Origin of the sequence: Proteus vulgaris (genome assembly GCF_023100685.1) — a bacterium.
Taxonomy (GTDB): domain Bacteria; phylum Pseudomonadota; class Gammaproteobacteria; order Enterobacterales; family Enterobacteriaceae; genus Proteus.
The window spans coordinates 644,586-669,591 of record NZ_CP090064.1 but is presented as its reverse complement, the minus strand read 5'-3'; the positions used below and the strand labels follow the sequence as shown (position 1 = coordinate 669,591).

At 34.0% G+C, this 25,006-nt stretch carries 13 protein-coding genes; 2 read left to right on the top strand and 11 right to left on the bottom strand.

Translation table 11 applies throughout. From position 1 onward, the window contains the following. Positions 1–29: 29 nt before the first annotated feature. Together nhaR and nhaA are read right to left on the bottom strand one after the other, a co-directional pair. Positions 30–950 carry a transcriptional activator NhaR gene (gene nhaR, locus LW139_RS03230; protein ID WP_166539443.1) on the bottom strand — a complete coding sequence of 307 codons (921 nt, stop codon included), beginning with the start codon at positions 948–950 and terminating at the stop codon, positions 30–32. A 190-nt stretch (positions 951–1,140) separates the two neighbouring features. Then, entirely contained in the window at positions 1,141–2,319 is a 1,179-nt protein-coding gene (gene nhaA, locus LW139_RS03225; RefSeq protein ID WP_166539442.1) for a Na+/H+ antiporter NhaA, read from the bottom strand. 451 nt (positions 2,320–2,770) lie between these two features. On the opposite strand from nhaA, the gene LW139_RS03220 reads away from it, so the two are divergent. Next, complete coding sequence (locus tag LW139_RS03220; protein ID WP_166539441.1) at positions 2,771–3,616, top strand: DMT family transporter; 846 nt, start codon at positions 2,771–2,773, stop codon at positions 3,614–3,616. A gap of 75 nt (positions 3,617–3,691) precedes the next feature. Here the strand turns inward: LW139_RS03220 and dnaJ are convergent, their stop codons facing one another. The 5 genes from dnaJ to tal form a co-directional block, all read right to left on the bottom strand. Next, the gene (dnaJ, locus tag LW139_RS03215; RefSeq protein WP_109408062.1) at positions 3,692–4,831 is read right to left on the bottom strand and encodes a molecular chaperone DnaJ; all 1,140 of its coding nucleotides are present in this window, start codon (positions 4,829–4,831) and stop codon (positions 3,692–3,694) included. A gap of 104 nt (positions 4,832–4,935) precedes the next feature. Continuing rightward, the gene (gene dnaK, locus LW139_RS03210) at positions 4,936–6,861 is read right to left on the bottom strand and encodes a molecular chaperone DnaK (RefSeq protein WP_166539440.1); all 1,926 of its coding nucleotides are present in this window, start codon (positions 6,859–6,861) and stop codon (positions 4,936–4,938) included. 489 nt (positions 6,862–7,350) lie between these two features. Further along, positions 7,351–7,938, bottom strand: coding sequence for a molybdopterin adenylyltransferase (gene mog / locus LW139_RS03205; protein WP_109408064.1), 588 nt, complete (start codon positions 7,936–7,938; stop codon positions 7,351–7,353). A gap of 222 nt (positions 7,939–8,160) precedes the next feature. After that, positions 8,161–9,144 carry an SEL1-like repeat protein gene (locus LW139_RS03200; protein WP_166539439.1) on the bottom strand — a complete coding sequence of 328 codons (984 nt, stop codon included), beginning with the start codon at positions 9,142–9,144 and terminating at the stop codon, positions 8,161–8,163. Positions 9,145–9,327: 183 nt separating this feature from the next. Beyond that, positions 9,328–10,281 carry a transaldolase gene (gene tal, locus LW139_RS03195; protein ID WP_109371855.1) on the bottom strand — a complete coding sequence of 318 codons (954 nt, stop codon included), beginning with the start codon at positions 10,279–10,281 and terminating at the stop codon, positions 9,328–9,330. Between the two features lie 304 nt (positions 10,282–10,585). On the opposite strand from tal, the gene yaaA reads away from it, so the two are divergent. After that, a complete protein-coding gene (yaaA, locus tag LW139_RS03190; RefSeq protein WP_247850617.1) occupies positions 10,586–11,368 on the top strand; it encodes a peroxide stress protein YaaA in 783 nt (260 codons plus the stop codon). A 71-nt stretch (positions 11,369–11,439) separates the two neighbouring features. Here the strand turns inward: yaaA and LW139_RS03185 are convergent, their stop codons facing one another. From LW139_RS03185 to thrA, 4 genes are all read right to left on the bottom strand, one after another. Then, positions 11,440–19,629, bottom strand: coding sequence for an RTX toxin (locus LW139_RS03185; RefSeq protein WP_247850616.1), 8,190 nt, complete (start codon positions 19,627–19,629; stop codon positions 11,440–11,442). A 163-nt stretch (positions 19,630–19,792) separates the two neighbouring features. Further along, on the bottom strand, positions 19,793–21,085 hold the full coding sequence (gene thrC, locus LW139_RS03180) for a threonine synthase (protein ID WP_109408068.1): 1,293 nt from the start codon (positions 21,083–21,085) through the stop codon (positions 19,793–19,795). A gap of 3 nt (positions 21,086–21,088) precedes the next feature. Further along, positions 21,089–22,039, bottom strand: a complete 951-nt coding sequence (gene thrB, locus LW139_RS03175) for a homoserine kinase (RefSeq protein WP_166539436.1) — start codon at positions 22,037–22,039, stop codon at positions 21,089–21,091. After that, the gene (gene thrA, locus LW139_RS03170) at positions 22,021–24,480 is read right to left on the bottom strand and encodes a bifunctional aspartate kinase/homoserine dehydrogenase I (protein ID WP_166539435.1); all 2,460 of its coding nucleotides are present in this window, start codon (positions 24,478–24,480) and stop codon (positions 22,021–22,023) included. Before thrA ends, thrB begins: the two co-directional genes overlap by 19 nt. Positions 24,481–25,006: the final 526 nt, after the last annotated feature.

Here is a 25,006-nt window from a genome sequence, read left to right as displayed (position 1 = left end):
TTGTTTTCTACTTTTTAACCATAACTCACTTATGGATTTACAACACTCTTCTTATTCCCATTAAAAAGCTCTGAAAAATCAGTATTACAAACGCGCTGAACTGCTGGATGTTGGATCATTCGCTCTGCAAAAATCGCGTAATACTCTTCTTTTACAGTATCAAGCATCCCTATTTCTTCGATATTACTATGAGCAAAAGTTTCATCGGTATACAGTGAAGGTGCTACAAAAATGGCATTATAATTTAATCCAAATGCTTTCATTAATGCAGCATCATCAAACTCTCCCAAAATTTCCACTTGCAGATTTTTATTACGTATCCACGTTAACAAATGGCGACCTAACATATATCGACGACCAGGAATGAGTAATTTCCGTTCTTCTAAACATTCAGGGAACGGCTTTTCAGGAAGTGGATGGCTGCAAAAGAAACTCATATTACATTCACCGAGTTTTACAGAAAATAGGCCTTCTTGTTGTGAAGAATCCACAGGGCAATCCGATAAAATCATATCCAGCTTATGCTGACTTAATTGTTCTAATAATAATTCATGTGTTGATTCAAAACAGCGCAGATGAATTTGCTCATGATCAATCACCGCCGTTTCTAATACGCGACTGACTAATTGTTTAGATAATGCATCCGCAACACCGACATCAAACAACAAGTTCGATTCACGACTATAGTTGACGATATCCAGCATCTCTTGGCTTAGCATAAACATTTTATCGGCATAACGAAAAATAAGTTGCCCCAACTCTGAAGGAACTAACCCCCTTCCTTGGCGTTTAAACAACTTACCACCCAATCTTTCTTCTAATGCCTTAATTTGCCCTGTAATCGTCTGAGGTGTCAGATACAGAGCTTCTGCTGCACCTACAACAGAGCCTTCTTTACACACATGCCAAAAATAATAAAGATGGTTAAAATTGAGATGTGACACCCGCATAGTTATCTTCCTTTCAACTTCTGTGCCTTAAACACAGATTATGTAATAACGCATTAGTTTGCGATTGGCTTTCCTTGCATCCAATCCTCATAAAAACACCTACGGCACAATACACTGTATTGCACCGTAGATTTAAATATATAGCTCGGTATTTATTGTGTTGAGAAACTCAAATCCGTAATAAATTTCCTTATATTGACTTCGTTTTTGACTTCGGTAAAACAGAACGAAGCAACAAATATCCCACAACTGCAGCTACCGTTGAACCTACTAAAATACCCAGCTTAGAGTAGGTATCATAAGCTTCACTTGCACCATCAAATGCTAATCCTGCGATAAAGATAGACATAGTAAAACCGATACCACAGAGCACAGATACTGCAAATATTTGCTTAAGATTAATCGCATCTGGTAATTTTGCAATGCCTAGTTTTACCGAAACCCAACTAAAGAGGAAAATTCCAATCGGCTTACCCAAAAATAGTCCCAATGCGATACCTAACGGTAATGCGGATAACATGCCATCTAATGTCACGCCATTTAAGGAAACGCCCGCATTACTAAATGCAAATAGTGGCAAAATTAAATAGGCAACCCAAGGATGTAACACATGCTCTAATTCTTCAGAAGGCGAATCACCCTCTTTATTTCTTAATGGGATAATGAATCCGACAATAACACCCGCAATAGTGGCATGAATGCCCGATTTTAAAATACACACCCACAAAACGAACCCAAGAACTAAGTAAGCTGCAGTATTACCAACTTTACGCCAGTTCATTATGCCCAGAGCAATAACAATCAACCCAGCCAAAGCCAATGGCATCAGTGCAATACTCTTTGAATAAAAGAGTGCAATAATCACAATAACGCCTAAGTCATCGATAATTGCCAAGGCCAATAAGAAAACCTTTAATTCAACAGGGACACGTTTACCTAATAACGCCATCACCCCCAATGCAAATGCAATATCTGTTGCCGCAGGAATTGCCCAACCTTGTTGCCCTACAGCATCGATATGATTGAACATAAGATAAACCAATGCAGGCGCTAACATTCCGCCTACAGCGGCAATTGCAGGGAAAATGGCTCTATCACGTTGAGCTAAAGAACCTTCTTTTAATTCACGCTTAACTTCTAATCCGACCACCAAAAAGAAAATAGCCATTAAGGCATCATTTACCCAAAGCAGTAATGGCTTATCAAGTTCGAATGCACCAAACTTGAGCATAATAGGAATAGATAAAAACTCATTATACAAAGCACTTAGAGGTGTATTCGCCATAATTAATGCGATAATAGCAGCAATAATCAGAAGAATACCGCCTGATGCCTCTAATCTCAAAAATTGTCTAATAATTGCCGTCATAATATTAACCTCAAAATTACTAATCTTGTTAATAATATGCTAACCATGGATTCGTAAAAAACAGTTTATTCATGGACAATAGATCGTATTTTTCGAACTGATAGAGAAATATTAAGGAAAACAAGATAGATGGCCATAATTAATCAACATTATTTCTTAATGGAAAAATATAACAATAATTGGAAAATCAGATCACAACATATTGATAAGAATATAATTTTTTTACTTATTGCTAAAAATAAGCATCTAGCTCAATAAATACCACCAATCGATAAAATAGATCAAATATATTAATTTTTAATTATCAAAAAATAATATTATTTTTGTCTTTTCCATTTATAGCATCCTTAGATTATGAGAGAAAAGAAAATGTTATATATTTCACTATTTATCCATTGTGTTATGGTTTTATAAAAATAATTTTCGCTTTAGTACAAAGGCCTCTATCAATATGTCGATTACCGTTTTTATTGCCGTGCTATTTGCCGCTGTCTTCCATGCATGTTGGAATGCATTAGTCAAAGTAGGCAGTGATCGATTTCTTGGGATCTCGTTACTTACTTTTTTTTCAGGTATTGTGACAATCCCTGCTCTATTTTGGGTTGGACTACCTGATATAGGAGCATGGAAATGGCTTATTCTTTCCGTCCTATTTCATATTGGCTACACTCTTTCTTTAAGCCGATGTTATACCTTGGCAGACTTTAATCAGGTCTATCCGATTTCTCGCGGTAGTGCGCCATTAATGACTGCTGTCCTTGGCTTTTTTCTTTTTCATGAAACACTTCCTGTTAATGGCTTGATCGGCATTTTATTGATTATTTTGGGTATTATCCTTATTTCACGTAGCCGAAAAATAGCGACGTTTAATTTACGTAAAGATGCACTCTTTTTTGCGCTTCTTACCGCATTATTTACCGCAAGTTATACCCTATCTGATGGTAATGGCTCCCGAGTAGGAGAAACACCTTTTGCTTATATTTTATGGCTCTTCTTTTTAAATGGTATCGTAATGTATTTGCTGGCATGGCTCCGTTATCGCCAGCACTTAAAAGCCAAAATAAAAGATTATTGGAAGCCCGCATTTTTAGGCGGTGTCATGCAATTAATCAGTTATGGCATAGTGATATGGGCGATGAGTCATGCTTCTATTGTGCTGGTAGCGGCATTAAGAGAAACCAGCGTACTATTTGCTATGGTCTTATCTGTTTATTTGCTAAAAGAACAATTTAACCGCAAACAATTATTAGCGTGTTTAGTCATTTTAGCGGGTATTGTCGCCATCAAGATGGGATAATCTTGCGCCATATTCAAATAAAAAGGCCCGATGATAAATACTATCATCAGGCCTTTTTGAAAGAGGGAGTAAAAATTATTTCGTTAAATCATCAAAGAATTTTTTCACACCATCAAGGAAGCTTTTAGAGCGCGGTGTATTTTTCTCACCACTTTTACCACCAAATGATTCACCAAGTTGTTCCATTAACTCTTTTTGTTTCTCATTGAGTTTAACTGGTGTTTCAACAACAACACGGCACATCAAATCACCGATAGTGCTACTACGTACAGACTTGACGCCTTTACCTTTCATACGGAACATTTTGCCCGTTTGAGTTTCTGCTGGGATTTTAAGTTTTACACGGCCATCCAGTGTAGGAACTTCAATTTCGCCCCCCAAAGCAGCAATCGCAAAGTTAATCGGAACTTCACAATAAAGGTTATTACCATCACGCTCAAATATATGATGTTGGCGAACATGAACCTGCACATATAAATCACCTGCTGGTGCACCATTCTCGCCGGCTTCACCTTCACCACTTAAGCGGATCCGATCACCCGTATCAACGCCAGCTGGGATTTTAACAGACAGTGTTTTATAACGCTCAACACGACCATCACCATGACATTTAGAGCAAGGCTCTTTAATCACTTTACCGCGACCATGACACGTTGGACATGCTTGTTGTACAGTGAAGAAACCTTGACGTAAATGAACCTGACCCGCACCATGACAGGTAGAGCATGTTTCTGCCGAAGTACCTTCTTTAGCACCACTACCGTGGCATTTATCACAAGTTTCTAATGTCGGTATACGAATTTCTTTGGTCACACCACGAACCGCTTCTTCAAGCGTTAATTCCATGTTGTATTGTAAGTCAGAACCTCGTGATGCGCGTTGTTGACGGCGACCACCACCAAAAATATCACCAAAGACATCACCGAAAATATCACCAAAGTCAGCGCCACCACCGAAACCGCCACCACCTTGGCCACCAAATCCGCCTTGCTCAAAAGCAGCATGACCATATTGATCGTAAGCTGCACGCTTTTGTGCATCACTTAAAATTTCGTAGGCTTCTTTAATTTCTTTAAATTTTGATTCTGACTCTTTATCACCCTGATTACGGTCTGGATGATATTTCATTGCTAAACGCTTATATGCACGCTTAATTTCTTTTTCATCGGCGTTTTTGCTTAAACCGAGAACTTCGTAAAAATCTCTTTTTGCCATTCTAGATTACCCTTGACATAAGCACACGGGCGTAGAGTTTCCTCGACGCCCGTGTTCGGTATCAGTAACTATTCACAGTGAGTTACCGTGGCCCGTTAAGGGCATTATTTCTTGTCTTTGCCGTCAACTTCTTCAAATTCTGCATCGACAACATCATCATCTTTCTTCGCACTTGCATCTGCGCCAGCAGCATTACCTGCGGCACCCGCTTGTGCTTGTTGTTGTGCGATTTCTAACAGTTTCTCAGAAGCTTCAACTAATGCTTTAATTTTTGCTTCAATAGTGTCTTTATCTTCGCCTTTAGAAGCAATTTCTAACTCACTTACCGCTTTTTCGATAGCTTCTTTATCGTTCGCCGGTAATTTATCACCAGCTTCTTCAATTTGTTTACGAGTACCGTGAACTAATTGGTCTGCTTGGTTACGAGTTTGCACTAATTCTTCAAATTTACGGTCTGATTCTGCGTTGGCTTCTGCATCACGTACCATTTTTTGGATTTCTTCTTCATTTAAACCAGAAGAAGCTTTAATTGTGATGTTTTGCTCACGACCACTGTTTTTATCTTTAGCTGATACATGCAAAATACCATCAGCATCGATATCAAAAGTAACTTCGATTTGTGGCATACCGCGTGGCGCAGCCTGAATACCATCTAAGTTAAATTGACCCAGTGATTTGTTATCACTAGCACGTTTACGTTCACCTTGTAATACGTGAATAGTTACAGCAGATTGGTTATCTTCTGCGGTAGAGAACACTTGGCTATGTTTAGTTGGAATTGTGGTATTTTTTCCGATCAGGGAAGTCATTACACCACCCATTGTTTCGATACCTAAAGACAGTGGTGTTACGTCAAGTAACAGAACGTCTTTAACATCACCCGCTAATACACCGCCTTGAACAGCTGCACCCATTGCAACAGCTTCATCTGGGTTAACGTCTTTACGTGGTTCTTTACCAAAGAAATCAGCAACAGTTTTCTGAACCATTGGCATACGAGTTTGACCACCAACCAGAATAACGTCGTTAACTTCACTTACTTTCAGGCCAGCATCTTCTAATGCAACACGTACTGGTTCCATTGAACGCTTAACTAAATCTTCAACTAAAGATTCTAATTTTGCACGAGTTACTTTGATATTTAAGTGTTTAGGACCTGTTGCATCGGCAGTAACGTATGGCAAGTTAACATCTGTTTGTTGTGCTGAAGATAATTCAATTTTCGCTTTTTCAGCAGCTTCTTTCAGACGTTGCATTGCTAATGGATCGTTACGTAGATCAATGCCTTGTTCTTTTTTAAACTCATCAACTAAGTAGTTAATTAAACGGCTATCGAAGTCTTCACCACCTAAGTGAGTATCACCATTGGTTGACAGAACTTCATAGGTTTTTTCGCCATCTACTTCATCGATTTCGATGATAGAGATATCGAATGTACCACCACCTAAGTCATAAACTGCGATAGTACGGTTACCGACTTCACGATCTAAACCGTAAGCCAGAGCAGCCGCTGTTGGTTCGTTAATAATACGTTTAACTTCAAGACCTGCGATACGGCCCGCATCTTTAGTTGCTTGACGTTGCGCATCATTAAAGTAAGCAGGAACGGTAATCACAGCCTCAGTAACTGCTTCACCTAAATAGTCTTCTGCTGTTTTCTTCATTTTTTTCAGGACTTCAGCAGATACTTGTGGTGGAGCCATTTTATCGTTACGAGCTTCAATCCAAGCATCACCATTATCAGCCTTAACAATTTTGTAAGGCATGATAGCAACGTCACGTTGAACTTCTTCATCTTCAAAACGACGGCCAATTAAACGTTTGATGGCAAATAAAGTATTTTGTGGGTTAGTCACAGCCTGACGTTTTGCTGGCTGACCAACTAAGATTTCACCATCTTGTGCATATGCAACGATTGAAGGAGTAGTACGATCGCCCTCACTGTTTTCAATAACCCGGGCAGTTTTGCCATCCATTACAGCAACACAAGAGTTAGTTGTACCCAGGTCAATACCAATAATTTTACCCATTTAAACGCCTCCAAAGAGAATTCTTTATCAATTTGACTACCAATCTATATGAGGATGAATATTCATTTTTCAAGTCAAAAATTAATAGACTTAACAACATCATCTCAAAGCGGATATAAAATCAACGCAACTCAATAGTGGTAATTGCAGTTGAAAAGAAGATGGGGTCATAAATACATTCATCAAGGGGAATCATAAAAAAAAATGCAAAAAATGCGAAAAAATTGATCCAGCCAAGTCCAGATAAATTAAAAATCATTATTTATCAACATATTACACCAAGCACCAATAACATCACGGTGAATTAACATACAAACTTTAAGACTTAACTTAAAATGCGAGTATAACAAGTTGAAAATAAAGGTTTTTTAATAAATCACAAAGAAAAAAAGAGATTAAATAGAATGAGGTTATTTTTGTACTACTTGAATACAGTATGAATTCCAAGCATTCATACAAACAAACAGTTTAAATAACCTCTTAAATTATTTATGCAGAGGTAGAACGACGGGCTGATTTTGGTCTAAATGCTTTCACAATATCTTCATTTGTTTCAACGTAAGGGCCATCTAACAACTGGATACAATAAGGTACACTCGCAAAAATACCACTAACAATCACTTTGCCTTCGCTATCTTTTAACCCTTCTAACGTTTCTGCAATCGCTTTGGGCTGTCCGGGTAAGTTTAAAATTAATGCTTGGTTACGAATAACACCAACTTGTCGGGATAAAATTGCAGTGGGTACAAATTTCAGGCTAATTTGGCGCATTTGTTCACCAAAACCAGGCATTTCTCTATCTGCAATGGCCAATGTTGCATCTGGAGTAACATCACGGCGTGCAGGCCCAGTTCCTCCCGTTGTTAGCACTAAATGGCAACCTGATTCATCAACAAGTTCACAAAGTGTTTGCTCAATCATCAATTGTTCATCTGGGATCAAACGAGATTCGATATGAAAAGGCGTTGTTAACGCAGTTTTTAGCCAAGCCTCTAAAGCGGGTAAGCCTTTATCTTCATAAACCCCACTTGATGCGCGATCAGAAACAGAAACTAACCCTATGCGTAATTCATTCATATCAACCTCAATTAATCAATGACCATCTAACTTGCGCGCAGATATTACCATGAGAACACAAGAGAATTAAAAATAATCTCAATATATTAATGATGTTTAATATTTGATTATTGAGAACGGATAATAAAAATTGATAACTCTCTATTTTTATTTATCGTTAACTAAAATAGAAAAAGGGAGCGTAAGCTCCCCCTCTTTAATCCTAAATAATATTAATTAATATTATTCATCAATATATTTAGCTATATAAGACGCTGCTAAACTTTTAGCTTCTGCTAATTGTGCTGCATTTAATGCACGAGCAGTACGTTTTAGCATTGCTTCATCACCATCACCATTTTCAACAGCAACAGTAAACCATGCATAGGCTTCTTTCAGATCACGTTTAACGCCTTTACCGTAGTAATAGTTTAACGCAAGATTGTTTTGTGCAAGACCATTACCTTGAATCGCTGATTTTCTGTACCATTCAACGGCTTTACGTGCATCTTTAGCCACACCATCACCTTCATCGTACATCACACCTAAGTTATTTTGTGCGTCACGATTACCTTGGTTTGCAGCCTTCGTATACCAGAAAACAGCTTTAGCACCGTTACGCTCTACACCTTCACCGTCATCATAAGAGACAGCAAGATTATATTGTGCATCAGAGTGGCCTTGTTCTGCTGCTTTTGTATACCAGACAACTGCTTTTTCATGATCTTGTGCTACACCAATACCTTCATCATAAGAGATACCGAGATTGTATTGCGCATCACTATCACCTTGCTCACCAGCTTTAGTATACCAATACACGGCTTTCTCATGATCTTGCTTTACACCATCACCATCGTCATAAGAAACAGCAAGGTTGTATTGTGCTAAAGAAACGCCTTGAACCGCAGCTTTGTTATACCAATAAACTGCTTTTTCTGCATCGCGATCAATATCATCGCTCATGTCATACATAAGTGCTAAGTTTAACTGCGCTTCAGCATGACCTTGCTCTGCAGCTTTGGTATACCATTCCAGCGCTTTTTGCGCATCTTGTTCGACACCTTCGCCATTCTCATATTTTACGCCCAATTGATATTGAGACGCTGAATTTCCACCTTCAGCACTTTTTTCAATTGCAGGTAAAGAGAAAGCGGTTTTGCTCTCTGCCATTGCAGCGCCACCGAAAAATAACGATGCAAGTACCGTTGCCAAGACAATCTTTTTCATAATTCACCAATAATAAATAGAGTATTCTAATAATATATTTTTATAATTATTACTGGATAAATAATATATTCCAATCAATTTAATCTTAAAATTTTCTTAAATGTTATTTTGAGAAGAAAAAAATGAAAATACCCACCTGTAAAAGATGGGTATTTAAGATTTTTATAAGAATTTAACGACGAATTATAATAAATCCGCAATCATTTTCTCTAATTTTTCCTGATCGACAGCAAATTTACGAATACCGTCAGATAATTTATCTACTGCCATTGGGTCTGCATTATGCTCCCAATAGAATTGTGCTTCAGTGATAGCTTCTGGACGTGCTTTCACTTCACCTTTATAAGATAACTTATGTTCAACTTCACCTTCAGCTTCTGATAATTCTTTTAACAGAGCTGGTGCGATAGTTAAGCGGTCACAACCGGCTAATTCTAAAATCTCACCCATATTACGGAAGCTTGCGCCCATAACAACAGTGTTATAACCATGTTGTTTGTAATAATTGTAGATTTCAGTCACAGAAATAACACCTGGATCTTCAGCAGGTGCAAATTCTTTTTTATCTGTATTAGCTTTATACCAATCCATGATACGACCAACAAATGGAGAAATCAGGTAAACACCCGCTTCAGCACATGCACGAGCTTGAGCAAAAGAGAACAGTAAAGTCAGGTTACAGTTGATACCTTCTTTTTCTAATTGCTCTGCGGCACGAATACCCTGCCAAGTAGATGCTAATTTGATAAGAATACGGTCGTTACTAATACCTGCATCGTTATAAAGCTTCATTAAGTGGCGTGCTTTTTCGATACATGCTTGAGTATCATAAGACAGGCGAGCATCCACTTCTGTTGAAATACGGCCAGGGATCAGTTTTAAAATTTCTAAACCAATATTTACTGCCAGCTTGTCACAAGCATCAACGATTTGTTGTTCACGAGAATCGCTTTGTGAGCGTGCCCATTCAATCGCTTCATCAATTAATTTACGATATTCAGGAATTTGAGCTGCATTTAAAATTAAAGATGGGTTGGTAGTTGCGTCTTGAGGCTGATACAGTTTCATTGCTGCAATGTCGCCAGTGTCAGCAACAACTGTTGTCAGTTTACGCAAAGAAGTCAATTTGTTGGTCATTTTGTTTATCTCATCTACTAGGTAAATCTGTTTGCAGTCACCTGCGGATATCTATTGATAATAACATGGACTGCTCACACTACAAGACGCTTAGATTCATACAAAGCAATTATTTGAATGCCAAACGTTTTCGCGAAACAAAAGCGGAAAAAAACAGAAGAAGATCGCAGGCTGAATCGTTTTAATTGTCGATTTTTACCCCAAATAAGAGAAACCATTGTTTTTTCCTATTACTATAATTTAGCCTATTATCGAAAGAATTTGTTATATTTGATGAACATTAAAATAGCCAATTGAGGGAATTATGCTAATTACTATTTCACCAGCTAAAACACTGGACTTCGAATCGCCTTTAGCAACAACGCATTTCACCCAACCTGAATTGCTAAAATATTCCCAACAACTTATCGAAGAGTGTCGAAAGTTATCTTCAAGTGATATTGCAAGCTTAATGAAGATAAGCGATAAACTCGCAGGATTAAATACTGCTCGTTTTGGTGAGTGGCAACCTAATTTCACACCAGAAAATGCGCGCCAAGCTATTTTGGCATTTAAAGGTGATGTTTATACAGGCATGCAAGCTGAACTCTTTTCTGAAGATGATTTTCAATTTGCTCAACAACATTTACGCATGCTTTCAGGTTTATATGGTGTATTACGCCCTCTGGATTTAATGCAACCTTATCGTCTTGAAATGGGAATAAAGCTAAAAAATAACAAGGGCAGTGATTTATACCAATTTTGGGGAAACACCATTACAGAAGCATTAAATAAAGCGATTGAAGCACAAGGTGATAACGTTTTAGTTAATTTAGCCTCTGATGAATATTTTAAATCCGTTAACCCGAAAAAACTCAATGCTGAAATTATTAAACCTGTTTTTCTAGATGAGAAGAATGGGAAATACAAAGTCATTAGCTTTTACGCTAAAAAGGCGCGCGGATTAATGAGCCGTTTTATTATTCAAGAAAAACTCACTGACAAAACACAACTTAAAGAATTTGATTTAGAGGGTTATCAATTTAACTCTGCTGAATCTGAAGGTAATACCTTAGTATTTAAACGTACCGAATCACTAGTCAAATAAAAATATTGATCACGCATTATCTTACAAATAAAAACAGCACTAACATAAGTGCTGTTTTTTTATATTGAAGATCACAAATGTTTTGTCACTAATGGTAAAGGTGACCATATAGGTGATGGAATAAATTCACTACCTTGCATTATTGCCAATTGTTGCTCGTTAAATTGAGCCATTTCTTGAATAATTAAAGCAAGAGATGGTATAGAAAGCGTGCTTTGCTTTTCAATAACAGTAACTGAAGAATTAATCTCATCTTCTTTTACCCTTAAGGTTAAAGTAAATTGGTTATCTTGTGTTTTATACTGCCTTTCATCACCAATTTGAGAATAAATTAACCTATCATGCTCAGATAACCCAGAAATAAAAATATGGCTGTTTTTACCTTCATCATAAACAATAACTTCACCACAGCGTTTTTTTACAATATAAACATTACTGCCAGTTCCCCCACTTAAATAATCAAGGCCTGATCCCGAGATCAAAAGGTCATTTCCACTCCCTGCATTTAGGCTATCATTACCCTCTCCAGCAATTAAAATATGATGCCCATGATTAACCACAATACTATCGTCTCCTGCACCAGCATCTATCACAGAGCTATTTTTATTGTGATTAACAACAATATCATCCCCATCCATAAGGTAGAGAACTGACAATAGATCGGTTGCTTGGTTTTGTTGCTCTTGCAAGGAGGTAGAGATCGATATTAATTCAGAGTGAAAAGGATAAAGGGAATATGCAAGCAATGCCTCTTTATTTAAGCTCAGTGAGCCAGGGATCATAAGTACATCATCTTCTGAGCTGAGAGCTAAATTTAAATCATCGGTAGGTATAAGCAATTGTTGCTTATTCTCTTGTGTGGGAAGAGTAAAGACGACATTGTCTTTATCAATTAGGCGAATTTTCATACCAGAGTCAACAATAGATTGAAGATGTGATAATTCAAATACAAGTTTCAGGTGAGCATTCGGATGATAGCGGTGAGATAAAACACCATTATGAAACTTTAAATCAAACCCACTGATATCAGATAAAATAAAATTACTAATACAATCAGGAGTTAATTTATTTGAATTGTTAGAAAGAGAGACAGTGATTGTTTCATGTTTATCTTGCGCTAAAAATGTTTTGATTTGATAGCTATCATGACCTGAACTGAGTTTAATTAACGAATTAGGAGTAATACCAAGATAATAATTATCACAATCATTGCCATCAATAGTAAATCGTATGTTCTCATCGACAGAAAATCCACTGTAATGTAATTGGGGTAATAAGTTAATTATTATCATTTCATTAGGATATGAAATACTTAAAGAGTGATTATTATTATCTATATGAAAATGCTGAACATTCTTATTGTTACTACTGTATTGTTGTAAATAACTAAACTGATAAAATATATTATCTTTACTACTTGTACATTCTTTAGCTGTTAGCATAAATCCGTCATTCATAACTAAAGTATATCGATGAGATAATACTTGTCCTTCTTTATCTTTATAAACATTTTTTAATTTTATTGAATGATAGATTAAATCATTATTTTTATTTCCATCATTCACTTTCATATCAAATAAAATATCTTTTCCATAACGACGGATCGCAGAAATCTCATCAAAACGATAATTCAATTTTACAATACTGGCATTATCTTGAGAATCTTCATTAATAATTGTTTCAAACTGAATATTATAACTTTGTTCTAACGATGCTCTTAAAATAATATAACTATCATTCCCTTCACCACCTTCAGCATATCCTTCCTGTAATACTAAAGTATCATTTCCCCCTAATCCATATAATAAATCTGCCCCGCCACCACCATCTAAGTAATTATCCTCTTGATTGCCATAAATAATATCATTGCCTGTTTCACTCCCTATAACATTTTCAATACTGTCTAAATAAGCAATGACACTTTGATTTTGTAATACGATATTAGGCATAGAATCAATCAATTGCCTCGAGTAAAAGCCATCCTTATCTTGATAAAGAAAAAGTTTCGAGTGGAAATTTTGGCTATTTGTTTCTTCTTCTGACCCTTTGAACTTAACGTAATTATCTAATAAATTAACTTCATAACCCGTATATTTATTTTTTGTCTTAATAATACGGAGTGTGTCACATCCTCCACGCCCATAAAAACGACTAGCATAAAGAGGTGATTTCGAAGTAAATAAATTAAATGTATCATCTTTATTTCCTCCACTTATCCTTTTAGTTCCATTATAAATATCAAAGGTGTTTTTAGTATTTGAAGGAGCGACAATAATATCATCACCGTTATGAGTATTAAAATAAAAAACCTCATTTTCATTCCAACCCAAATTATAATATCTTTCATATTTATTAGCTTTTATTAAATCATTAGTTACTTTTTTTTCACCAAATAGATGAATGCTATTTTCTCGTGTTGTTTTTATTCTTCTGAAAAAATCATCATCAACAACCTCAGAGAATATAGGTGAATTATCATCTGAAATAATATCTATAGAGTAACGTTTCAATTCATTAATATAAAAATCCATATCAAAAATAAGTATTTCATTTGTGGCTATAGCTTCTTTAGGTAGATAATACTTATATTCTGTTTTTTCCGAACGTAAATGATAAGAGAGTGCTGCTATTTTTTCTGCTTCTTTTTGACTCATATTTAACGATATTCGCTGAGCAACATACTCACCAAAAGGATTTAAAATTGAATCTAATTTCTTACCCATTAGGTTTGGCACTATCTTATAATAATAACATTCTTGATATATTTGTTTCTCATTAGTATAGAAATAACGAGCAAAATTAAATTGCTTTCTTATTTCTTCAAGATAATTAGCTGCATTTTTATCTATCAATGATTCTAATTGCATTTTGGTTTCCAAATAGATAATTTCATTTTTTTTATCTGGTATAAGATCCCCCATCAAAAATGCATAAAAGCCATTATTCAGCTCTTCTAGTGGTGTAAAATGTACTTTTGTTTTTGCTTCCTCAATAAGCCTTGCTGCTGTATAAATTGAAGTTGCTAAAGCAATAACGGCACCTGCAACAATACCTATAGGGCCAGCAATAGTTGAACCTGCAAGCATCGCAATAGAAACCCCCAAAGTTACCAATCCAGACACTACAGCCAAAGATCCATTAACAATATAATCAATACGTTGCTTTTCACTATTTTCATCTGAAATTCGACTAAAATTATCGTAAGCATTATAAATATCGAAGCCAATAGAAAGTATATTCAGCCCAACACCTATTTTTGTGCTTATTTTATTAATATATTCCAATGGATTATGCCGATATTTTAGCAATCCTTTAGCTAATGAAATTTCAATTACTTCAGACAAACCATTGTAGACCATTTCAGACCACATTATAGCAAGGTTATTAATGATCTCTTGACGTTCTTTTGATGTCAACAATGGATTACTAAGTTGTTCAGCCAGCATAAACGTAGAATTAACTGACTGCCACATACTATAAGTAATATTAGCATAACCAATCTTACTTATTATTTTCATATGTCGTGGAATTATTGATGACTGTTTCCTTAATACATCCCAATCATTATTACTATATTCTTTATTTTCTAAATCAATAATTTTAGCTAATCTTTCATAAGCAACAATATAATCAATTCTATTAGTATCATTAGAAAGTAGATATTTAATTTTATCTTCTTTACTATTTAGTAAATAAGAAAATAGAGAAATTATCTGTTTGTCTTTTTCATTGCCAGAAATAGATAAAAAATAATCATTAAAATGATGAGGGTCGAAGGTGAGTTTTGACTCCCATTTATCTATTTTACTAAGATCAATTAAATCGATACTTTTTCCATTAATTATCGCTCCTACATTGACCAATAATTGCTTATCAAAAAAATGTTCATTTATTTTTAATTTTTCTTTATTAATTAATGGTTGGTTATTCATCTCCAATATATTTAATTGATTAAAGTTACTTGCTTTTTCTAAAGCCTTAGAGGGCGATGATGAATTTAGTATCTCTTTATGATGGATCATTGTGATAATATTTTGAAGTGAACTTATTATCCTTTTATAGTTTCCAAAATTAGAGATGTTATCTAATAACACTCTGTATAAATTACCTTTTTTATTTCTATCAAAAAATGAATCAAGTAAATTTCTTGAAAACAAACTTAATTTATTTATCAATGTTGGATTATCATAAATTGCATGAATCACCTCAATTGTTTTATTTGTTTTTTCAATTAATGTCAGCGATCCTTCTGATAAGGAAATCAATGATTGCCATTGTTGATATGTTATTCCCCCCATTAAATATTGATTAAATTTTTTATTAATCAGCGGATCATGTATCATTTGTGTTAACTTATTTTTTATTTTTATTTTACTTGAAACGTTAAAAAAAGCAGATAACTCATACTGATATTTTTCACATGCAGTATTTATGGAAATATCATTATTAATAAGCTTATCACTGAGCTCCTTTAATTTTTCCCTATGCTGTTTGATATTAACATTATCAATTTTATTGATGATAGAACCGAGTTGATAAAGATTAAGCCCATAATGATTAAGTTTAATGTAATTAAAGATATCTAATACTGTGATTTTATCTGAATAGTCATAAATAACAGTTTTAATATCTTTTTCATAGCCTAGTTTAAATTCTTTATTATCACGATAATTAGGATGTATTTTAGAAACAAATTGGTATAACCCTTCAGTTAATTTTTGATTTTCTTTTTTTATTTTTTCATTAAGTGAGATGGGTTCTATATTATTAGATTCTATCTCAGGAATGATGACATGAGATAGTAGAACATTTGCAAGTAAAGGTTTATCTATATGTTGTCGTTTGACTAAAGGTTTAACAATTACGTTATCCTTTGATAGAGATAACCTATTATCAATTATTTGATAAATAGGCATATTTAGTCGTTGAGCAATTCCTTCAATAAAAAAATCACCATATTGGTGACTTAACAATTTATCCTTTTTTGCAAAAACAATTGTTTTTTCATTAAAAAATTGATTTTCTAAAATAATATTATATAGTTTTTCGACTTCATCCTTTTGTCTAATTAATTCTTGATTAAAAAGACTTCTTTCACTATTTCCTGTTACTATTATTCTTATTCTATTTTTTAGACAATAATCCAAAAGATGACTTACTTCTGGCTTATCTTTTAGGTATGAGGTTAGCTCTTCATTTTTAATACCATTATAGAAATAATTTATAATATCTTCTTGATAATACATTTCTATATTATCAAGAATAATATTATCTATGATTTTATCAGTAAAGATAATATTTTCAGAAAATAAAAAATTTAAATTTTCTTTACTATCATCAAATAATAAATAACTACAATCTATTTTATTTTTATTTTGATTAAGTGATTTTTCTAAAAGAACACGAGGATCATCTTCATTAATAAAGAAATTATTTTGATAGTATCCATAATTTTTTTCACGGTAATTATTAAGAAAATAGTTTTCCAATTGAACCATTTCATGAATAATCATTTTATTGGTGAATTGCTGATTTATAAAAAAATCAAAATACAAATCTTGATAAGAGCTTAATTTATTACCTTTTTTTAAATCTATTTCATTTTCAATAAAGCCAATTAATTTACTTACATAATTATGATTTTTATATTCTAATAGTTTCTTATAGCTATCTTTTAAATGTAATCTATTTTTTTCTTCTAATAAAAGAGTATTTTTTAATTCTGGAATATCAATTCCTTTAATTACTTCATCTATATATTGATAATTCTCTTTAAATTCAATAGTATAATCATATCCATAAACTCCCATACTTCTATTTTCATCTAGTGACAAATAAGGACTTTCAATAATATTATTGTAAATGAAATTACTAACACCTTTATTAACTTCATTAATTTCATTAACCATTAATTGATAAAATTTTGCAGCAACTAAACTATTTTTTTTAGATAAGGCGATTAACTTATCTTTCCCATAAATTAACTTATCATAAAATAACTTACTTTCTATTTTTTCCTTTACTTTATTTAATATATTAAAAAGAGATATACCTTTATTATTATAATTAAAATATTCTATTTTGTTAATAAGAGATAAACTTGCTGACAACTTATCAAAATATATATTTCCTTCTAAGATATCAATTAAAGAAACTATTTCATTTAATAAAGTAGATTTGCTTCCTTTTAATAAATAACTATTAATCTTAATCAGATCACGATAGTATACATCACTAAATTCAATATAATTTTTGTTTATTATTATTTTTTGAAAATTATCAAACTCAGTTTCTTGAATATTTATATCACCATTATCATTTTTATTTAAAGTAATTTTACTGGCTTTTTCATTCTTTACGATCTGAGAAAAATGATTTTTTATTAAATAAATCCCTTCATCAAAATTAGAATTCTTTACAACAACTTCTATTATTTTATTGTTTCTTTTTAGCTCAACTATAAGATCACGATGTTCATTATAATGAAGAACACGCCCTGTAATATTTTCGTCAAAGGGTAATGCAAAACCTATTTTCTTTATATTCTCAGCAAGACCTTTATTTATCTCTACATCATTATAATCCCATACATTTCGGTAATTTGATTCTTTATTATTTATATACTCATCAAAAATAATATATTTTTCATTATCAATATCATGTGAGCCATAAAAATCCATTTTACTCGCTAAAATTTTATTTATAGATCCAACACTAGAATATTCTAATAATTCACTATTAGAATCAAACAAGGAAAATTTATAATAATTTTCAGAGTATTTTTTATATGAAATAGCAATAGCATGATCTTTAAATCCAATAATAGCATAATAATTATCATTATTTTTTATGATGTACTCTAAGTATTCATTAATTTTGTTTTTATCATATGCTATTTTTCTTATATGTGATCTTTTTAATCCTCGTTGTTCTAAAATTTTACTATATTCACTTGATTTTATTGAATCAAATACAAAATATTGTGCTTTTTCACTTAACCTTTCCATTTGGAAATGCTGAGAAAATATGATACTTTTTATTTCTTTAATTAGATTTAATATTTCATATTCCCGTATACTACTAAATAAAATTGAATCAAATTTATCGGCTATAATTTCTTGTTCATTTTGATAAGATCGTACATTCTCCTTTAACCAGAATAAATATTTATTCCCTCCTTCTAAACCACCATTTATAACTTCGACTAAATAGTTCAAACTCAGCCCATAACATAATCCATTAAGATTTTGAATATGACTAAAATCATAATTAGTTTCTGTTGAGGTAATTAAATTAACTCGGCTCATTATTTTTTCTAATGGTTTTAATAGATCCGTATATTGTGAAAACTTTTTCATAACATTATGTTTTATTTTAGTAATAAACCAACCTGTACCGATTTTATAAAGTAAATGTTCTCCACTATCAGTTATTTGCTCATATTTAGATTTTGCAATTGTAAATGCTTCTTCTATATCAGAGACATATATATGCAGTATTTTCTCTGTTTTGTTCAAGTTATCTCTAACAATAAAAATATTTTTATACGAATAACTCTCATTCAGTTCAATACTAATATCTTTATTGATACTTATTTTTTCTTTAATTTTAATATTATTGATTATCATATCAAGAATGTTTTTATTATTGATACTCCAATTTTCCGTATTATTAAAATGATCAGAATATTCTTTTTTATTATAAAATCGATAATATAAAAAGCTATCATCATTCTTAATACTTATAAGAGAATTGTTTTTATTTATTAGACTATTTTTATCATAAAAAAACTCAGCACATCCATTAAAATCAATAATTTTAAAACTATTATTTTCATTATCTATTTGTATAAATAGCTTTTTACTTTCAAATTCCAAATAGTAATCACCAGAAACATTATGCTGCATTAATAATTCCAATCGTTCTTTTTTTATTTTATTAGATCCTCTTCCTGCTAATTTTGCACTATTAACAAATAGTTCCTCTATGCTTTTATTGATTTTTTTTCTAATTAAATCAAGCTGTTTTGTAAATTCATTTTTATGATAAAGTGAAAAACTATTCTCTATTTTTTCTAAAAACTCATTCGCAGCATACTCATTTTTAGAAATGAAAATAGATATATAACTTTCTGTTAATATTCTTTTTACAGATTGTACTTTAAAAAAAAGTTCTGAATTATTTTCTTTTATATGATTTTCAATTTTTGATACAATTTCATTTATATTATCTTTGAATAGCACTTTTTTGAATCCATTCATATTTAATTTCCTTACATTTAATTAGACTGCTTTCTGGAAATAAAATATATATATTAATTTTTATTTTTTTTAAATACTTACTTTCCTATTTTAGATAAAAAAATAGCTCAATAAAATATTGAGCTATTTAATTAAATATAAATCTAATTTTTTAAAATAATGATTACTTAGGTGCTCTTTCAAGTAAGAATGCACGTAATTGAGCAAAATCAGCTGGTAAGAAATGTGATAACAGTTCTTTATCAGCCCGCTCTGCAAGCTCTTTAGGAAGCGGTAATTCACCGCCTAAAATGCGCTCTACACTTTCTTTAAACTTCGCTGGGTGTGCAGTACCTAAGAATAAACCGTATTCACCCTCTTGAAGCTCATCACGTAATAAACGATAAGCAACAGCTGCATGTGGCTCTGAAATATAACCTTTTTTTGCAAGCTCACGTACTGTTTCTTCAGTTGTTTCATCACTAACAGCACCATGAGATAAATCGGAGAGATCCCACTCTTTACGACGGTACAATTCTTCAATACGTGGCCAGTTATTAGGCTGGCTAACATCCATTGCATTAGAAAGTGTTGCAATAGTACGGTGAGGTTCCCATTTACCATTATCTAAATAGCGAGGGACCGTATCATTCACGTTTGTTGCTGCAATAAAGCGTTTAACAGGTAATCCTAAAGATTTAGCTAATAGACCCGCAGTTAAATCACCAAAGTTACCACTTGGTACAGAGATCACGAGTTGTTCATGTTTTTCAGCAGGAATTTGGGCAACAGCTTCAAAGTAATAACAAATTTGAGCCAATAGTCGGCTGATATTGATAGAGTTTGCTGAGTTCAAATACATTGTTTTCTTTAAGAACTCATCATCAAAAGCTTGTTTTACTAATGATTGGCAAGCATCGAAGTCATCTTTAATTGCAACAGTGTGAATATTTTCACCTAATGTACAGAACAATTTTTCCTGTAATGGGCTAATTTTGCCTTCAGGATAAAGAATAACAACTTGTACATTTTCTAATTTGTAGAATGCATGAGCAACGGCAGCACCAGTATCACCAGATGTTGCAGTTAAAATGGTTACAGGTTGATTGCCTGCAACTTCTGACAGCATCTGCGCCATAAAGCGGCCACCAAAGTCTTTAAATGCTAATGTTGGGCCGTGGAAAAGCTCTAAACAACTAATGTCGTCTTCAACCTGAGTCACAGGTGCAGGAAATGCAAATGCAGTGTTAATTCGTTTTGCTAATACATCAGCAGGAATTTCATCACCAATAAATGCCGTTAAAATACGGCTACTGCGTGTTGCAAAATCAAGCGCTAATAATTCATCAATTTCAGCTTTAGAAAACGACGGTAAGTCCTGTGGAAAAAAGAGACCTTGGTGTTTACCTAAACCTTGCTTTACCGCTTGAGCAAAGCTAACTTGCTCTTGATTATCTTTCAAATTGTATAATTTCATGACTTACCCTATCTGTCTTGCGCCACGCGTATCTAAACGGCAGATATGCACAAAACCTTCACTGTTTTGTACATAGTATTGTTTTAACCATTCGGCCATGTCTTGTGCGATTTCTAATGAATCAGTAATGGTAAAAAGAGTAGGGCCTGAACCTGAAATGCCACAAGCCAATGCCCCTTTCTTTTGTGAAGCTTCTCTGGCTTTTTCAAATCCTGGAAGCAACTGAGTGCGGTAAGGTTCAGCTATCACATCTTTCATTAAATTTGCCGCTAATTCAGGTTGTTGAGTATGACAAGCATGAATAAAACCAGATAAATAGCGTCCGTGATTAATGATATCTGCCTTAGCATATTCTTTTGGTAATATGGCTCTGGCTTGTGCAGTAGAGACTTTAATTCCTGGATAAGCCATTACCCAGTACCAGTCTTCAAATGTAGGTACAGATTGGCAAATGATACCATTTTGTTCAAGAATAAGTTGTAGGCCGCCTAAATAGCAAGGTGCAACATTATCATAGTGAACACTTCCTGAAATGCGCCCTTCCAATTCACCCATCATTAATAACAATTGTCTTTCGTTGAAAGGCTTTTTAGCGAATTCATTAAGTGCAACTAATGCAGCAACAACCGAACAAGCACTTGATCCTAAACCAGAACCAATTGGCATATTTTTTTCTAAAACCATTGCCACAGGAAGTTCTTTGCCTAGTTTCTCACAGAATAACTGCCAACATTGATACACAATATTTTGTTTAGGATCAGCGGGTAATTTGCTAACAAAGTGCCCTTTACTTTCCAGTGTAAATGATGAAGCGGCATCAACGGTGACACAATCGCCAAGCAATTGCCCATCAATAGGTGAAACCGCAGCGCCAAGAACATCAAACCCGACACTCACGTTACCTATTGATGCCGGTGCATAAACTTTAACCACGCTTAAACCCCCAATTTCCATGATAAGGTACGTAATACATCTGCAAACACTCCAGCAGCAGTAACATCATTACCCGCACCATATCCACGCAACACTAATGGAATTGGCTGATAGTAGCGAGTGTAAAAGGCTAAAGCATTTTCACCATTTTTTACTTTAAACAGAGGATCATTAGCATCAACAGCCATCATTTTAACTTGGCATTGACCTTCATTAATAACACCGACATAGCGTAATACTTTACCGGCTTTTTGTGCTTCTTCGACCTTAGCGTCAAATTCAACATCAACTTGAGGTAAACGACTTAAGAAACTTGCAACATCACCTGTGCTGTCAAATGAAGTCGGTAACACAGGCTCTACATCGATATCACTTAGCTCTAATTTATAACCTGCTTCACGGGCTAAAATCAGCAGTTTACGCGCAACATCCATACCCGAAAGATCATCACGAGGATCAGGTTCTGTGAAACCTTTTTCTTTCGCTGAAAACGTTGCTTCTGACAAACTCTTACCTTCGTCTAACTGGCCAAAAATGTAAGAGAGTGAGCCTGAAAGAATACCATTAAATTGAACCAACTCATCACCTGCATTAAGTAAGTTCTGTAGGTTTTCAATAACTGGTAAACCTGCACCCACATTAGTGTCATATAAAAATTTACGACGTGAAGCTTCAGCGGCTTGTCGGATTTGATAGTAATAATCCATCGACAGCGTATTCGCTTTTTTGTTTGGTGTAACCACATTAAAACCATTTTGTAAGAAATTTGCGTATTGTTGCGCAATTTCCTCGTTTGATGTGCAATCAACAATCACAGGATTTAAGAAGTGGTACTCTTTTTCTAAGCGAATAAGCTGACTAAAACTAAACGGCGTTTTAGCTTCTTTTAAAGCTTGTTGCCAATTATCTAAATCAATACCTTGCATATTCGTTAACATGGCGCGTGAATTAGCAATGCCACATACACGAAGATCGATATGCTTATTTTTCAACCATGCCTGTTGACGATGAATTTGTTCAATTAATGCATTACCGACACCACCCGCACCAATCACAAAAACTTCAACGATTTGATTTGTGTTGAATAGCATTTGGTGACATAAACGTACCGCATTAGTTGCTGAGTCGTTGGCAATAACTGCAGAAATAGAGCGTTCAGACGAACCTTGAGCAATGGCAACAATATTAATATTGCCTCGTGTTAACGCAGAGAAGAATCGCGCTGAAATCCCTTTCAGTGTACGCATACCATCACCCACGACAGAGATTATCGCTACGTTTTCCATGATATCTAATGGATCAAGTACACCATCTTTTAATTCTAAATAGAATTCATCTGATAATGCTTTTTGCGCTCTAATCAGTTCTTTTTGTGGTACGCAAAAACTGATGCTGTATTCAGAAGAAGACTGTGTAATAAGAACAACAGAAATACCAGCTCTCGACATCACAGAGAATACGCGAGCCGCCATCCCTACCATACCTTTCATACCTGGGCCTGATACGTTGATCATTGCCATGTTATTAAGGTTAGTGATCCCTTTAACTGGAGTACTCTCATCTTTTTGACCATCGCCAATCAGTGTACCCGGTGCATCAGGATTACCTGTATTTTTAATCAAACAAGGAATTTGGAACTGAGCGATTGGAGCAATAGTGCGAGGATGAAGAACTTTAGCACCGAAGTAAGACAGTTCCATTGCCTCTTGATATGACATGCCCTTCAATAAACGAGCATCAGGTACTAAACGAGGATCACAAGTATAAACACCGTCAACATCAGTCCAAATTTCACAGCATTCAGCACGCAGACAGGCTGCTAATACTGCGGCTGAGTAGTCTGAACCATTGCGACCTAATACAACCAGTTCATCTTTTTCATTACCTGCAGTAAAACCAGCCATTAAAATCATATCGTCTTTCGCGATATTAAGTTCCAAGATACGGCGAGTAGATTCAGGAATATCAACGGTAGATTCTAGATAGTGACCTTGTGCAAGTAAATTTTTTACAGGATCAATAACTGTGACATTATAGCCACGAGCTTGTAAAACAGACTCCATAATGGCGATAGAGAGCTTTTCACCACGACAAATCATTGCTGCATTAATGCTATCAGGGCATTGACCTAATAAAGAAATACCATGAAGGATGTGCCTAATTTCAGCAAATTCACGCTCAACTTTATCTTTTAAACGCTCATAATCGAAACCAGGCTGTTTTTCTCTTAAACCTTGTAATAAATTGGCAAAAATTTGTTCGGCTTCACGTACTTGAGTGAGAGGATCTTCGCCTTCTGCCGTTTTTTCAATCATTGCAACCAAATAATTCGTTATTTTGGCTGGTGCTGATAATACAAGAGCGACTTGTCCTTGCTCTCTTTTTTTCTCAGCGATATCAGCAACATTCAGCACACGCTCTGCATTGGCAACTGAAGTTCCCCCAAATTTTAACACTCGCATACAACTCTCCTGATTTTTCACCCAAAAAAAAACCCGCATTTCTCAATGCGGGCTTTTTCGATTTTCGTTTTTTATATGCGACAGCCCGTCCCGCAATATAAAATTCCGGTGGTGGTGGTAATAATTGTCATTTTAGCTGGGCTGTAAATACGCATAACTATCCTGTCTGTCTCAAATTTAGTTTGACTATATACTGGTTAAAGCAAAGCGAGAGAGATGTCAAATTTTTTCTTTTTTTTACACAAAAAATAAACCGTCACTTAAGTGAAATTTTTTCAAGCATTACCTCTATTGTAGTATAGATATTCCTATCACAAAGGGATAAACAAAGAAAATAAAGCTACTATTTTGGGGTTATTTGGATATTTGTACTTTTATAAGGAATAAGGTATTTTAGGCTCCTTTAATTTGTGTAACAAAACTGGTAAAAAAAATAATCCCCACTATATTTAACATATATTTTTCTTTTACATTACATAAATCAAATTATATAGTTAACTATTGAAATCAGGGTTAAGCTGTTATC

What these genes read in the sequence shown, in the direction of transcription:
- nhaR (WP_166539443.1), bottom strand. Translation starts at nt 950, where the DNA reads ATGCGGGTGTCACATCTCAATTTTAACCATCTTTATTATTTTTGGCAT.
- nhaA (WP_166539442.1), bottom strand. Translation starts at nt 2,319, where the DNA reads ATGACGGCAATTATTAGACAATTTTTGAGATTAGAGGCATCAGGCGGT.
- LW139_RS03220 (WP_166539441.1), top strand. Translation starts at nt 2,771, where the DNA reads ATGTCGATTACCGTTTTTATTGCCGTGCTATTTGCCGCTGTCTTCCAT.
- dnaJ (WP_109408062.1), bottom strand. Translation starts at nt 4,831, where the DNA reads ATGGCAAAAAGAGATTTTTACGAAGTTCTCGGTTTAAGCAAAAACGCC.
- dnaK (WP_166539440.1), bottom strand. Translation starts at nt 6,861, where the DNA reads ATGGGTAAAATTATTGGTATTGACCTGGGTACAACTAACTCTTGTGTT.
- mog (WP_109408064.1), bottom strand. Translation starts at nt 7,938, where the DNA reads ATGAATGAATTACGCATAGGGTTAGTTTCTGTTTCTGATCGCGCATCA.
- LW139_RS03200 (WP_166539439.1), bottom strand. Translation starts at nt 9,144, where the DNA reads ATGAAAAAGATTGTCTTGGCAACGGTACTTGCATCGTTATTTTTCGGT.
- tal (WP_109371855.1), bottom strand. Translation starts at nt 10,281, where the DNA reads ATGACCAACAAATTGACTTCTTTGCGTAAACTGACAACAGTTGTTGCT.
- yaaA (WP_247850617.1), top strand. Translation starts at nt 10,586, where the DNA reads ATGCTAATTACTATTTCACCAGCTAAAACACTGGACTTCGAATCGCCT.
- LW139_RS03185 (WP_247850616.1), bottom strand. Translation starts at nt 19,629, where the DNA reads ATGAATGGATTCAAAAAAGTGCTATTCAAAGATAATATAAATGAAATT.
- thrC (WP_109408068.1), bottom strand. Translation starts at nt 21,085, where the DNA reads ATGAAATTATACAATTTGAAAGATAATCAAGAGCAAGTTAGCTTTGCT.
- thrB (WP_166539436.1), bottom strand. Translation starts at nt 22,039, where the DNA reads ATGGAAATTGGGGGTTTAAGCGTGGTTAAAGTTTATGCACCGGCATCA.
- thrA (WP_166539435.1), bottom strand. Translation starts at nt 24,480, where the DNA reads ATGCGAGTGTTAAAATTTGGGGGAACTTCAGTTGCCAATGCAGAGCGT.